This is a genomic window from Sporosarcina thermotolerans, assembly GCF_030067815.1.
Lineage (GTDB): Bacteria > Bacillota > Bacilli > Bacillales_A > Planococcaceae > Sporosarcina > Sporosarcina thermotolerans.
In genome coordinates this window covers 2,056,007-2,068,920 of the sequence record NZ_CP125968.1, presented here as the reverse complement: position 1 = coordinate 2,068,920, position 12,914 = coordinate 2,056,007, and the positions used below count along the sequence as shown (strand labels likewise).

The following is a 12,914-nucleotide window of genomic DNA, read 5'->3' as shown; positions in this document are numbered from 1 at the left end:
CCGTCTACTTACGTGGTTCAAGAAACATATATTAGACGGATTATACAGGCATCCGAATAATTTCCTGATAGGCTTCCACTACTTTGTTTCGCACTTCCATTGTAGCGTTCAATGCTATTGAAGCTTTTTGTGCGGTAATCATTACGTTATGTAGATCAACATTTTCACCCATTATAAGCTTCTGGGTTAGTTCATCAGATTTAACTTGTTTGCTATTCACATCCTGGATAGCGTCTTTTAAGTATGCACCAAAGCTTTGTTGCGCCTCGAAAGGTGTTGGCTTTAGGCTTTGATTCACCTTTATCATTCCTGCTGTGTTGTTAATTCCAGTTAATGATTGTATCGGCATTAGTTGTCCCTCCCCTTATCATTTACCTATCTCAAGGGCTTTCATTAGCATAGATTTATTGGCATTTAATACAGTTATATTTGCCTCATAAGATCTTGTTGCTGACATAAGATCAATCATTTCCCTTAACGGATCTACGTTCGGCATTTGAACGTAGCCATCTTCATTCGCATCGGGGTGTGTTGGATCAAATACAAGTTTAAACGGAGTCTCCAGATCTTCATTAATTGCTGAGACCGTTACTCCGTAACCCGCAGTACCCTTATTATTTCCTATTGCTGCATTTAACATTGTTGAAAATTGCCCTTCAATAGGTTTGAAGCTTACTGTTTTTCTTCGGTATGGCTGCCATTCGCCATTTACCATTTTACCTCTTGTCGTTTCAACATTAGCCATATTCGAGGAAATAACATCCATCCTTAAACGTTGAGCGGTTAAGGCTGAAGCGGAAGTGTTCAAACTTTGAAATATTGACATCCTTAACGGCCTCCCTTGATAACGTTTTGAAGTGTATTAAACTTCCCATTTAAACGATCGACAAGCGCATTATAATAAATCTGGTTTGCTGCAAGATCCGCTTGTTCCTTTTCCATATCTACTCCATTACCATTATGCCTATAGCGGAAATCCGAACTGTTGAACCCACTTTTTTGTGATACGTTCGAATTGAAGTCAATGTGCAAGTCATTCGTCCGATATGCTTTTATAGGGCTTGTACTGGATTCGTGAAGTAGTTCTTTAAAACTAACACTCTTCGCTTTATAGTTCGGCGTGTCGACATTTGCTATATTTTGCGAAATTGCTTTACCTTTAGCAGATGAAAAATTCAGTCCACGTTCCAAGAGTGAGATAGTGGATCCGTAAATATTCATATCTATAAATCACCTCATATCTTTTTAACTCTATGTATTACAAGTTTTAATTTCTATCAAATATAAAATTATATATATATATGTCTTATTGTATCGGATTTTGAAGAACTTTGTCTATCATATTAATGTAAATAGCATAGTACAAAACAACCCTTTTAAATACATTAGACATAGGTAAAAACTAACTTATAGGACTATTACTTCGGCTCCTTCAAATATGAACCTATCATTTAATATTTTTTCCCATATTTCTTTTCATAAAAATAACACTTCCGCAAAATAATGCGAAAGTGTTATCAGGATTTAATTAATTCTTTTGGTTTTCAAGTTCTTCAAGGAATTTACTGTTAAGGACTTTGATATACGTTCCTTTCATACCAAGGGAACGTGATTCAATTACACCAGCACTTTCAAGTTTACGTAAAGCATTTACGATAACTGAACGTGTTATTCCAACTCTGTCTGCAATTTTTGAAGCAACAAGTAGTCCCTCGTTACCATTAAGCTCATTGAAAATATGTTCAATTGCTTCGTGTTCGCTATAAGAAAGCGAGTTGATCGCCATTTGAACGACAGCCTTACTACGTGCTTCGATTTCAATTTCTTCTGCTCTTTCACGAAGAATTTCCATACCAACAACTGTAGCGCCGTATTCAGCAAGGATAAGATCATCTTCAGTGAACTCTTGTTGTAATCGAGCAAGAATTAGTGTACCAAGGCGTTCTCCACCACCAATAATTGGAACAACAGTAGTTAGGCCTTCCTTAAAGAGTTCACGTTCTTCTTCAGGAAATACTGTGTAATCACTGTAAACGTCAATATTGGAAGATGTTTCGTTCACTTCGAAAAGTTTTTTTGTATATTCCTCAGGGAATTTACGATCTTCAAACATTTGTTTCAAACGCTCATTTTCGATTTGTTGATGAATTTCTAGTCCAAGTAGTTTACCTTTACGGCTGACGATGAAAGCATTACATTCAATAACTGAACTTAACTTTTCCGCCATTTCCTTAAAGTTAACAGATTTCCCTGCTGATTCTTGTAACATTGCGTTGATTTTTCTTGTTTTAGTTAGTAAAGCCATTACTATTTCCTCCTTAGGTTTCCGTGCATTTATGAATATTCTAAAGCTTTTTAATCGTTAAATAAAGTAAAACGACTCAATTAAAGGATAAAATGTGACAAATCTTTGTTTTTTATGATGTTTTTCATCTTTTCATCGACATATGCCAACGTAATTTTAATTGTGGTCGGTCCAATTTCAGCTGCTTCATAGGATAGTTCCTCAAGTAATTTTTCCAAAATGGTATGCAATCGACGAGCACCGATATTTTCCGTATTGTCATTCACATCATATGCAATTTCAGCGATACGCTCAATCGCATCCTCTGTAAATTCAATATTGACGTTTTCTGTCGCCAATAATCTTTGATATTGAGTGATCAACGAAAAATCTGGTTCTTTCAATATCCTGAAAAAGTCATCTTTTGTCAGTTTATCAAGCTCTACTCGAATCGGGAAACGCCCTGAAGCTCTGGAATGATATCCGATGGTTTAGACATATGAAAAGCGCCTGCCGCGATAAACAGGATAAAATCCGTTTTAACAGGGCCGTATTTCGTAGTAACGGTTGAGCCCTCCACAATTGGAAGAATGTCTCTTTGTACACCTTCTCTTGAAACATCTGCAGAAGAACCGCCACTATTGCCACGACTAGCGATTTTATCCATTTCATCGATGAAGATAATACCTTGTTGTTCAACTGCTTCAACTGCTTTTCTTGCTATTTCATCAGTATCAATTAGTTTATCCGCTTCTTCTGCTTGAAGGATTTTCCTTGCATCCCTCACCTTCATTTTTCGTTTCATCGTTTTTTTCGGCATTAGAGAAGAGAATGCATCTTGCATACTCGCCCCCATTTGTTCCATTCCCGAACCTTGGAGCGCGTCAAACATCGAAGGTTGTTGGGAAGAGACTTCGACCGTAATCATTTCCTCTTCTAACTCCCCTGCAGCAAGCCTACTTGAAATTTCCGAGCGTTTTCGGCCAATTTCAACTTGCTCCACTGAATCCTTTTCCTCTTCATCAGCCTTTTGTCCGAAAAGCATTTCAAAAGGGTTTTGCATATTCCCTTTTCGTTTCCGTTCCGGGACTAACAACTCACAAGCCGCTCTTCTGCAAGCTTTTCAGCCTGACCCCTCACAGATTCTCGCATTTCTTCACGGACGATTCTGACACCGACTTCAGTCAAATCTCTAACCATCGACTCGACATCTCTGCCAACATATCCGACTTCTGTAAACTTGGTCGCCTCTACCTTGACGAATGGAGCGTTCACTAATTTCGCAATTCTTCTTGCTATTTCAGTCTTCCCCACTCCAGTAGGTCCAATCATCAAAATATTTTTCGGTATGATTTCACTTTTCTCTTCATCCGTCAAAAGACTTCTTCGATATCTATTCCGCATTGCAACCGCAACAGCCTTTTTAGCTGCGTCTTGGCCAACAATATAGCGATCAAGGAATGCAGTAAGCTCGCGTGGTGTCATTTCCTTTTTTTTGTTCATTTTAGTACCTCCACAATAATTCGATCATTTGTGTAGACACATATTTCTGCGGCAGTTTCAAGTGCCGCCCTTGCAATCTCTTCAGCGGTAAGTGAATCGCCACTATACTTTTTCAACGCACGTCCTGCAGCCAACGCATAGTTTCCACCGGACCCAATAGCAAGGATACCGTCATCAGGCTCAATAACTTCGCCCGTACCCGAAACAAGTAAAATCCTGTCCTTATCGGCAACTAAAAGTAGTGCCTCCAATTTTCTTAGGATACGGTCTCCTCGCCATTCTTTTGCAACTTCAACTGCCGCACGCTCAAGGTTTCCATTAAATTCACCCAATTTACCTTCGAAAAGTTCAAAAAGGGTAAAGGCATCGGCAACCGAACCTGCAAAGCCTGCGAGGATTTTGTCTCCAAAGAGTCTTCTTACCTTTTTCGCAGTATTCTTCATGACAACGGATTCCCCATCGTCACTTGCCCATCACCTGACATTGCACAAACACCATTATGCCTTACAGCAAATATCGTGGTGGCATGAAATTCCATCAGCTCATCCTCCTACGCTCGCGGATGTGTCTTCATATATACTTTCCGCAAGTGTTCTTTTGTAATATGCGTATACACTTGTGTCGAAGATAAATGACTATGGCCAAGAAGTTCCTGAACTGTCCGTATATCCGCCCCATTTGAGAGCAAATGTGTCGCAAACGAATGGCGGATCATATGCGGATGAATCTTACCATGAATTGCAGCTACCTCCATCATTTTGTTTAAGACATGACGAACACCACTATCAGTAATCGGTTCACCACGTAAATTAACAAACAAGGATTGATGGTTTTGCTTCTTCATCAATATAGGACGACTTTTCTCCAAATAGGATTCCAAAGCTGTCTGGGCAAAACTTCCATAAGGTACATAACGTTCCTTCCTACCTTTACCCATCACCTTGATAATCCCAAGTGAATTATCGATATCTGCAAGTCTGATGAATGTCAATTCACTTACCCGTATGCCAGTTGCATAAAGCAATTCAAGGAGGGCAAGATTGCGAAGTGATTTTGGATCTTCACCATTGCAAGATGTGAACAGCATTTCCAGTTCTTCTTCATAAAAAAAAGCCGGAAGCCGCTGTTCCTTCTTTGGGTGGTTTAACAAACGGAATGCACTATCATTTATCCCGAATCGAGCATTTCCAAATTTATATAACGAACGTATCGACGAAATTTTTCGGGAAATTGTCATTCTTGATAAACCGCGATCGTACAGTCTTGTTACATATAATCTTGCCTCTGGGTACTCGACTTTGTCTAAGTCTACAATTCCTTCTTGACCTAAAAAAGAAAAAAACTCCCGGATATCATTGCTGTATTCCGAAACAGTTAACGACGAATAGTTCTTTTCCAGTCGAATATAGGATATATACTCGTCAAGAATAATAGACATCTCATTTTGCTGCATTAAGTGGTTCACCCCCATAATGAATCACCTTGTTAATTATAACAAAATTAGAACATGTTTGAATAGTGGTTCTTCTTTGTTTTTTAAAAATAGATTACATTCTCGATCTAATTAATCGAATTGGAGGACTAATCGTGTAATTCGAAAGTCGTCCACGATTCACTATACAACCCTTTCGCCACTTCGGCAACAGAATCGTCTTAGGAAGTCTGACATCTCGTGAACTCATCTTTATTTTGACACAATTTGTTCAAATTATCGTAGTTGTAACATGAAAAACTGCACAATGTGAATTATTTCCACATTGCGCAGCCTCTTAACAACAATTTAAAATCAGTGCCCATTGATTACTCTTGTGCATCCTCTTTGTAATCACATTCCGTACATTGAATTTGAACACCTTTTTTAAGTCGTTTTTCGACTAAGGTACTTTGACACTTAGGACACGGCCTCGATATCGGTTTATCCCAAGAAACATATTCACATTCTGGATAGCGGTCACATCCAAAGAATATCCTCTTCGTTTTACTCTTTCTTTTCGACAACTTGCCCCTCTTTACAAGATGGACAAGTGACTCCGATTGGCTTAATGATCGCTTTAGTATTTCTACAATCCGGAAAGTTTGAGCATGCCATAAATTTACCGTAGCGTCCCATTTTGAATACCATTGGTGAACCGCATTTTTCACAGTCTTCTCCTGCTGGCTCATCTTTGATTTCAATTTTCTCCATTTCCTCTTCAGCTACTTTTAGATGCTTTTCAAATTCCTTATAAAATTCATCTATGACCTGCTTCCACTGAACTTCGCCTTCTTCAACATCATCCAGACTTTTTTCCATCTCCGCAGTAAATTCAACGTTTATGATGTCCGGGAAGTATTGATTCATAGCTTGATGGACAATTTCACCAAGCTCGGTCGGCACAAAACGTTTGGCGTCCAATGTGACATAACCACGTTTTTGAATCGTATCAAGTGTCGGCGCATATGTCGATGGTCTCCCAATTCCAAGCTCCTCAAGGGTCTTAACAAGCCTCGCTTCAGAATACCGCGGAGGTGGCTGCGTGAAATGCTGCTTCGGATCAATATCTTCACCTTTAATAAGCTCGCCTATTTCAAGCGGGGGTAATATCCGATCCTTTTCCTCTTGCTGATCGTCGTCCCCCTCAATATAGACTTTCATAAATCCAGGGAATTTAACTTCTGATCCCGTCGCTCTGAACTTAACTTCTCCGTTCATCAGATCAGCTGTAACAGTATCAAGAACAGCTTGGGCCATCTGACTCGCCACAAAGCGCTCCCAAATCAATTTATATAATCTAAGCTGGTCACGGGATAAAAACGCTTTCATCGCCTCAGGTGGTCTCATAACTGATGTTGGTCTCACTGCTTCATGCGCATCTTGGGAATTGGCCGATTCCTTGGCCTTCGTCTTTGTAGTTGAAATGTATTCTTTCCCGTACATTGTTTCGATAAAAGAGGCAGCCTCTGCTTTGGCCCCTTCGGAAATACGGGTAGAATCCGTTCTCATATATGTGATGAGTCCAACAATTCCTTCTTTTCCTGTATTGATACCTTCATACAACTGTTGTGCAAGCATCATAGTCTTACGTGCTCTGAAATTCAACTTGCGTGCCGCTTCCTGCTGGAGAGAAGAAGTAGTGAAAGGTGGTGCAGCATTCCTTTTTCTTTCCTTTTTAACAAGGTTTACGACTTCGAATTCTTCGCCAGACATTTTTGATAGGATCTCATCGACCTGTTCCTTATTTTCGAGCTTCAATTTTTTCTTAGCATCGCCATAAAAAGAAGCCTCAAATTTTTTCCCGTTTTTAGTAAACTCTCCAACTATGCTCCAGTATTCCTCTGGCACAAAAGCCTTTATCTCATTCTCACGATCAATTATTAATCGTAATGCAACAGATTGTACTCTACCGGCCGATAATCCTTTTTTAACTTTCTTCCAAAGGATTGGGCTAATATTATAGCCTACAAGTCTGTCTAAAATCCTTCTTGCCTGTTGAGCATCTACACGATTCATATCTATCGGTCTTGGGCTTTTAAAAGATTCTTTAATAGCATCCTTCGTAATTTCATTAAATACTACACGACAGTCCGAATCGATATCAACTCCCAATTGATGGGCCAGATGCCAAGCAATTGCCTCCCCTTCTCTGTCGGGGTCAGCTGCGAGGAATATTTTCTTCGCTTTTTTCGCATCTTTTTTCAATTCTTGGAGAATCGGACCTTTTCCGCGTATTGTAATATATTTCGGTTCATAATTATTTTCGGTGTCCACGCCCATTTGGCTGCGTGGCAAATCCCTTAAATGACCGATAGATGCACGTACTTTATACTTTTTTCCTAAATAACGCTCAATTGTCTTCGCCTTTGCTGGAGATTCGACAATTACTAAATAATCTGCCATTTGCTATGTTCCTCCTCATAGAGGTATCCTATTTATTCACCAAAATTGGTTGTTGTTTATCCTTGCCCATTCTCACTACTGGTGAATACAGACTCAAAAGAATATCTGATGCAAAATGTATAACAGATTTGAGATAAAATCAACCTTTTCAGTACAATGATTGGAATTTACATGTTTTCAGCTAGCTCATTTCGAACACTTGAAAGCCGTTCCAGATGGGTTTAGCGCCCTGTACAATCAATTTATTCGGCCCAAGCGATAAAGACGATGTAATTGGCCCCGGAACGGCGTAAATGGCCTTCCCGTGTTCAAGAGCGTGGTCTACTGTGCTCATCGTTCCGCTTTTCTCATTTGATTCAGTTATAATCACAGATTCTGATAGTCCACTTATAATTCGATTGCGCATCGGAAATGTCCATTTCGCCGGTTTCATATAGGGTGGGTATTCAGTTAATAATAAATGTTTTTTTGCTATTTCTTGAGCGAGATGTCTATTGGCATAAGGATACAAATGAAACAATCCATGACCTAAAACCGCAATTGTTTTACCGCCATATTGAATTGCCGATTCATGTGCCATTGTATCGGCACCTTTCGCAAGCCCGGAAACAATGACTGCCCCCTTATCGACAAGTGGAGGTACAATGAAAGAAAGTGCTTTTTTAGAGTAATCTGTTGCTTTTCTCGAGCCAATTATGGCGACTTTTAACGACGCCTTCAAAACGCTTGTCATTCCTCTTAAATATAGAACAGTTGGAGGATCAACTAACAATTTTAATGACTGCGGATAGTTCTTATTCGTTATTGGTATGGGTATGATGTTTTCTTGATGATAAAGTAGATGAAAGGGGGTTTTTTCATGAAGTACAAGCTGTTCTTTCAGACGGACTGCTTTAATTTCGGGGATTTGCAGCAGCCTCGCTAGGTCACTTGCATAATAGTTAAAAAGAAGTTCGAGATCCGGATCATTCCTCATTATTTCACTTAATTTATTGAAAGGCACAGGATATACATAATGTAAAGCAAGTAGTCTTTTGTCAACTTCAGTAATTTCCATTTGGTTCCTCCTTTAGATGCGTAAATGCAAAAGAACAGCATGCAGTTTTACCTGCATGCCGTACTATGAATTAATGAGTTTTACATTGTTCGTAAAGCCCTTTTTCTTTCAAAACTTTAATCAATGTTTCGCCGATTACGGATGGTGTGTCTGCAACTTCGATACCTGCTGCGTTCATTGCTTTGATCTTTTCAGCTGCAGTACCTTTACCACCGGAAATGATTGCGCCAGCGTGGCCCATACGTTTTCCTGGAGGTGCAGTTTGACCACCGATGAAGCCAACAACAGGTTTAGTCATGTTAGCCTTAACCCACTCAGCAGCCTCTTCCTCAGCAGTACCACCGATTTCACCGATCATGACAACCGCATATGTTTCAGGGTCTTCATTGAACGCCTTAAGAACATCGATGAAATTCGTACCGTTTACAGGGTCTCCACCGATTCCGACTGCAGTTGTTTGACCGATACCAGCTTGGCTTAATTGGTGAGTTGCTTCATAAGTCAATGTCCCAGAACGGGAAACGACACCGACATGGCCTTTTGTATGGATGTAGCCAGGCATAATACCAATCTTGCATTCATCAGCAGTGATGACACCAGGGCAGTTCGGCCCAACAAGACGGGTTTTCTTACCTTCCATATAGCGTTTAACTTTAATCATATCAATAACTGGAATGTGTTCAGTAATACAGATTGCCATATCCAATTCTGCATCGACTGCTTCAAGAATCGCATCCGCTGCAAAAGGAGCTGGAACATAGATGACGGATACGTTTGCGCCTGTTGCTTTAACCGCTTCTTCAACAGTGTTGAAAACAGGAACACCTTCAACTTCTGTTCCGCCTTTTCCTGGAGTAACTCCACCAACAATTTTCGTGCCATACTCAAGCATTTGCTTTGTATGGAAAAGAGCTGTAGAACCTGTGATACCTTGTACAATCACTTTTGTATCTTTATTAATATAAATAGCCATCGTTTGTCCCTGCCTTTCTTAGCCTACGAGTTCAACAATCTTTTGTGCACCGTCTGCCATTGTGTCAGCAGCGATGATATTCAAACCAGATTCGTTCAATAAAGCTTTACCTTTGTCCACATTTGTACCTTCCAAACGTACGACTAATGGTACTTGAAGTCCACTTCTTTCGCAGCTGCAATAACACCTTCTGCGATAACGTCACATTTCATGATACCACCGAAAATGTTAACGAAAATTCCTTTAACAGCTTCGTCGGACAGGATGATTTTGAATGCTTCAGTAACTTTCTCAGCAGTCGCACCGCCCCCAACGTCAAGGAAGTTTGCGGGTGCTCCGCCGTAGTAATTGATTGTATCCATCGTAGCCATAGCAAGGCCGGCACCGTTAACCATGCAGCCGATATTGCCATCTAAAGAAATATAGCTAAGGTCGTATTTCGATGCTTCGATTTCTTTTGCGTCTTCTTCATCGAAATCGCGTAATTCGACAATGTCTTTATGACGATATAACGCGTTTGCGTCAAAGTTGAATTTTGCATCCAACGCCAATACATCATCATTACTTGTAACGACAAGTGGATTGATTTCTACGATGGAAGCATCTTTTTCAACAAACACTTGATAAAGGCCAAGCATGAATTTCGCTGCCTTGTTTACAAGATGTGTTGGGATGTTCATGTTGAATGCCATACGTCTAGCTTGGAAACCTGTCAAGCCGACGATAGGATCGATAACTTCTTTAAAGATTTTTTCAGGTGTTTTTTCAGCAACTTCCTCGATGTCCATTCCGCCTTCTTCAGATCCCATTAACGTAACACGATCAGTAGCGCGGTCAACTACAAGGCCAATATAGTATTCTTTTTTAATATCGGATCCTTCTTCGATAAGAAGTCTTTTAATTTCTTTACCTTCTGGACCTGTTTGATGGGTTACAAGAGTTTTACCAAGAAGCTCTTTTGCGTATTCACGCACTTCGTCAAGATTTTTAGCGATTTTAACGCCGCCCGCTTTACCACGCCCGCCAGCATGGATTTGTGCTTTGACGACGATGACGTCAGTTCCGAGCTCTTTCGCCGCTTTTACAGCTTCATCGGGTGAGAATGCTACCCGACCGTTTGAAACAGCAACGCCATAATCTCTAAGCAGCTGCTTACCTTGATATTCATGGATATTCATCTTACATCCTCCATTCGAACTTGTAGCTCATAATTTACTGCCGTATCCATTGTAGTAAAGATGTAAATTAATGTCCACAATTGTATGCGCTTTTTGTGTATTTTTTGACAGAGTTCATCATTTTACGATATTTTTCTTTGATACACCATGGTTTCTATCAATATGGTAAATGTAGGCAAACACCTCTGCTACGGCTTGATATAGCTGTTCTGGAATCGTTTCGTTCACGTCAAGTTGACCCAATAACGCCACCAAAGTTGCGTCTTCTTGTATCGGTATGTCGTGCTCCTTTGCTTTTTCAATAATATTTTGGGCTATCATACCTTTGCCCTTAGCAATTATTTTTGGTGCCTCCTCGACATTGGGATCATATGAAAGTGCAATTGCACCTTTTCTCATATTCTTATTTTCCATCATATCCGAAGGTCAACTCCTTGAAAATCTATCTTCGACTGAATCTTTTTTAAGCCTTCTTCTTTTGCAAGTTTTTTAAAAGAGACGCCAGATAATTTATAGTCTGCCGATTCAAGTCCACTCTTCAATTTGTCCTGAAAAACGCTTCCGATAGCCTTTAACCTTTCATCATCATTGAAAACTGTGACAGCCACAATTCTATTTTGTACCTGCATATCAATAACTGTTTCCTTAATCGAATCCAAGTCAAGGTAAAACATAATCCTTGCATATTCTGGATCGATTTTTCCGTCATCCTTCATTCTTCCATTCCATTGCAATGTTGCATCTATACGTTTTCCTAAAAACTCAAGCGGGAATTGCATAATAATCTGTTGGTTCACACCTGCTTCACCAGTATGCAAAAGTGAACCATTCATGCGAGCCAATGCAAATTCTGCGACTCCCTTTAGAGCAGGAGAAATTTCAGTGTCATTCAACAAGGAAATCAATTGCGGCTTTAACATGTCTGCTATCTTTTTGAAATCCGGCTCCTGCCGTAATAATTCCGCTTCGTAATTAAATCCTAAAGAATTGAATAGTTTTTGCATTGCTTCCTTCATTACATTTCCGTCTATGGATTGTTCAACCACTGAATTTGAAATTCTGATTAATTCTTTTGCAACAGGAAGGGGTGATTGCTCCATCATGAGATACAAATCACGAATGCCATTACTCTTAGCCACGTGCTGTAAGAACTCACCTAACTTTGACGCCACATCTGTACTAAACGGCATAGAACGGGTTTGTTCCAAAGTTGCACGCAAATTTTCTGAACCAGATTCTTCATTAACCAATTCTTGTAGATTCGCAAGTGTTATTACGGGAGGAAGAACACCGGATGTCTTCATCATGCCCAACAATTGAGATCTTTCCGCCAGTGGAGCTTTTCCATCTATTAGTTTTATCAATACCTCACTAACTAACACTCTTTCCGAAGCCAAGTGCGTAAATCTTCCCAATGTATCTGAAGTTCCTATTATGCTCTCTTTTAGTTGTGGCGAAACTCCCAAGTCGTCAATTAACGCTGTTTTAAGCAAGTCTAAAACACCGTGAAATCCTTCTTTGGTTTCAATTCCAACGAATGTTTTAAAGTTAAGATCACTTAATGGCAATTTCAATTCAATCAGACGCTGAATTGAGTGCAACGCTTCCCCTGAATAGTAGGAGGTACAGATTTCATGAGTTGGGCCGCGCCTATGAGATTTTCACGGGATACAGGTAATTTTCGATTCATAAAATGGTTCAATAAAGTTTGCATTTCCGCTTGTTTTGGGAGTTGCATTGACTCCATCAAATTTATTAGTTGTTTTGCCCTTGTATCCGTTTCATTTAAAGGACCTGTAATAACCTTTAATTGCAGTTCCGGTTCAACAGATTTTACCTGGAAGAAATATGCATCTCCCGCCTTCATCGGTACTTCCAGTCGGGCCATCAATTTCTGATCACCAATTTGCACTTCAGCCATCTGCCCTTTGTAAAGTTGTTTTATCTGCCCATGAAACATTTGCCCTTCACGTAATGGCTGGGCTTTTGAGGTTGTGGTAACAGTCTGATTCATCAATCTCTGAATCGATGGATGACTCACC

Annotated in this window: 10 protein-coding genes and 4 pseudogenes; all 14 read right to left on the bottom strand. The window is 39.9% G+C overall.

The window, feature by feature from the left end; translation table 11 throughout:
* Positions 1–40: 40 nt before the first annotated feature.
* The 14 genes and pseudogenes from fliE to QNH10_RS11720 all read right to left on the bottom strand — a co-directional run bounded on the left by fliE (position 41) and on the right by QNH10_RS11720 (position 12,913).
* Positions 41–349, bottom strand: coding sequence for a flagellar hook-basal body complex protein FliE (gene fliE, locus QNH10_RS11785; RefSeq protein ID WP_283731714.1), 309 nt, complete (start codon positions 347–349; stop codon positions 41–43).
* Between the two features lie 18 nt (positions 350–367).
* Positions 368–826, bottom strand: coding sequence for a flagellar basal body rod protein FlgC (gene flgC / locus QNH10_RS11780; RefSeq protein ID WP_283731713.1), 459 nt, complete (start codon positions 824–826; stop codon positions 368–370).
* A 2-nt stretch (positions 827–828) separates the two neighbouring features.
* Positions 829–1,221, bottom strand: coding sequence for a flagellar basal body rod protein FlgB (gene flgB, locus QNH10_RS11775; protein WP_283731712.1), 393 nt, complete (start codon positions 1,219–1,221; stop codon positions 829–831).
* Positions 1,222–1,528: 307 nt separating this feature from the next.
* Positions 1,529–2,305, bottom strand: a complete 777-nt coding sequence (gene codY / locus QNH10_RS11770) for a GTP-sensing pleiotropic transcriptional regulator CodY (protein ID WP_283731711.1) — start codon at positions 2,303–2,305, stop codon at positions 1,529–1,531.
* An 80-nt stretch (positions 2,306–2,385) separates the two neighbouring features.
* Positions 2,386–3,787, bottom strand: a pseudogene (gene hslU, locus QNH10_RS11765) (ATP-dependent protease ATPase subunit HslU).
* Positions 3,784–4,328: pseudogene (hslV, locus tag QNH10_RS11760) on the bottom strand (ATP-dependent protease subunit HslV). The pseudogenes hslU and hslV overlap by 4 nt, the downstream one beginning before the upstream one ends.
* A 9-nt stretch (positions 4,329–4,337) precedes the next feature.
* Complete coding sequence (gene xerC / locus QNH10_RS11755; protein ID WP_283731710.1) at positions 4,338–5,240, bottom strand: tyrosine recombinase XerC; 903 nt, start codon at positions 5,238–5,240, stop codon at positions 4,338–4,340.
* A gap of 347 nt (positions 5,241–5,587) precedes the next feature.
* A pseudogene (topA, locus tag QNH10_RS11750) lies at positions 5,588–7,664 on the bottom strand (type I DNA topoisomerase).
* A gap of 181 nt (positions 7,665–7,845) precedes the next feature.
* Positions 7,846–8,721: a DNA-processing protein DprA gene (gene dprA / locus QNH10_RS11745; protein WP_283731709.1), complete on the bottom strand. Its 876-nt coding sequence runs from the start codon at positions 8,719–8,721 to the stop codon at positions 7,846–7,848.
* Between the two features lie 70 nt (positions 8,722–8,791).
* Entirely contained in the window at positions 8,792–9,694 is a 903-nt protein-coding gene (gene sucD, locus QNH10_RS11740) for a succinate--CoA ligase subunit alpha (protein WP_283731708.1), read from the bottom strand.
* Positions 9,695–9,712: 18 nt separating this feature from the next.
* Positions 9,713–10,872 (bottom strand): annotated as a pseudogene (sucC, locus tag QNH10_RS11735) (ADP-forming succinate--CoA ligase subunit beta).
* A 117-nt stretch (positions 10,873–10,989) separates the two neighbouring features.
* Entirely contained in the window at positions 10,990–11,289 is a 300-nt protein-coding gene (locus QNH10_RS11730) for an EscU/YscU/HrcU family type III secretion system export apparatus switch protein (RefSeq protein ID WP_283731707.1), read from the bottom strand.
* Positions 11,286–12,473: a hypothetical protein gene (locus QNH10_RS11725; RefSeq protein WP_283731706.1), complete on the bottom strand. Its 1,188-nt coding sequence runs from the start codon at positions 12,471–12,473 to the stop codon at positions 11,286–11,288. Before QNH10_RS11725 ends, QNH10_RS11730 begins: the two co-directional genes overlap by 4 nt.
* Positions 12,452–12,913 carry a hypothetical protein gene (locus tag QNH10_RS11720; RefSeq protein WP_283731705.1) on the bottom strand — a complete coding sequence of 154 codons (462 nt, stop codon included), beginning with the start codon at positions 12,911–12,913 and terminating at the stop codon, positions 12,452–12,454. Before QNH10_RS11720 ends, QNH10_RS11725 begins: the two co-directional genes overlap by 22 nt.
* Between the last annotated feature and the right edge of the window lies 1 nt (position 12,914).

Coding starts and splice junctions, on each gene's coding strand:
- fliE (WP_283731714.1), bottom strand. CDS start 349: ATGCCGATACAATCATTAACTGGAATTAACAACACAGCAGGAATGATA.
- flgC (WP_283731713.1), bottom strand. CDS start 826: ATGTCAATATTTCAAAGTTTGAACACTTCCGCTTCAGCCTTAACCGCT.
- flgB (WP_283731712.1), bottom strand. CDS start 1,221: ATGAATATTTACGGATCCACTATCTCACTCTTGGAACGTGGACTGAAT.
- codY (WP_283731711.1), bottom strand. CDS start 2,305: ATGGCTTTACTAACTAAAACAAGAAAAATCAACGCAATGTTACAAGAA.
- xerC (WP_283731710.1), bottom strand. CDS start 5,240: ATGCAGCAAAATGAGATGTCTATTATTCTTGACGAGTATATATCCTAT.
- dprA (WP_283731709.1), bottom strand. CDS start 8,721: ATGGAAATTACTGAAGTTGACAAAAGACTACTTGCTTTACATTATGTA.
- sucD (WP_283731708.1), bottom strand. CDS start 9,694: ATGGCTATTTATATTAATAAAGATACAAAAGTGATTGTACAAGGTATC.
- QNH10_RS11730 (WP_283731707.1), bottom strand. CDS start 11,289: ATGATGGAAAATAAGAATATGAGAAAAGGTGCAATTGCACTTTCATAT.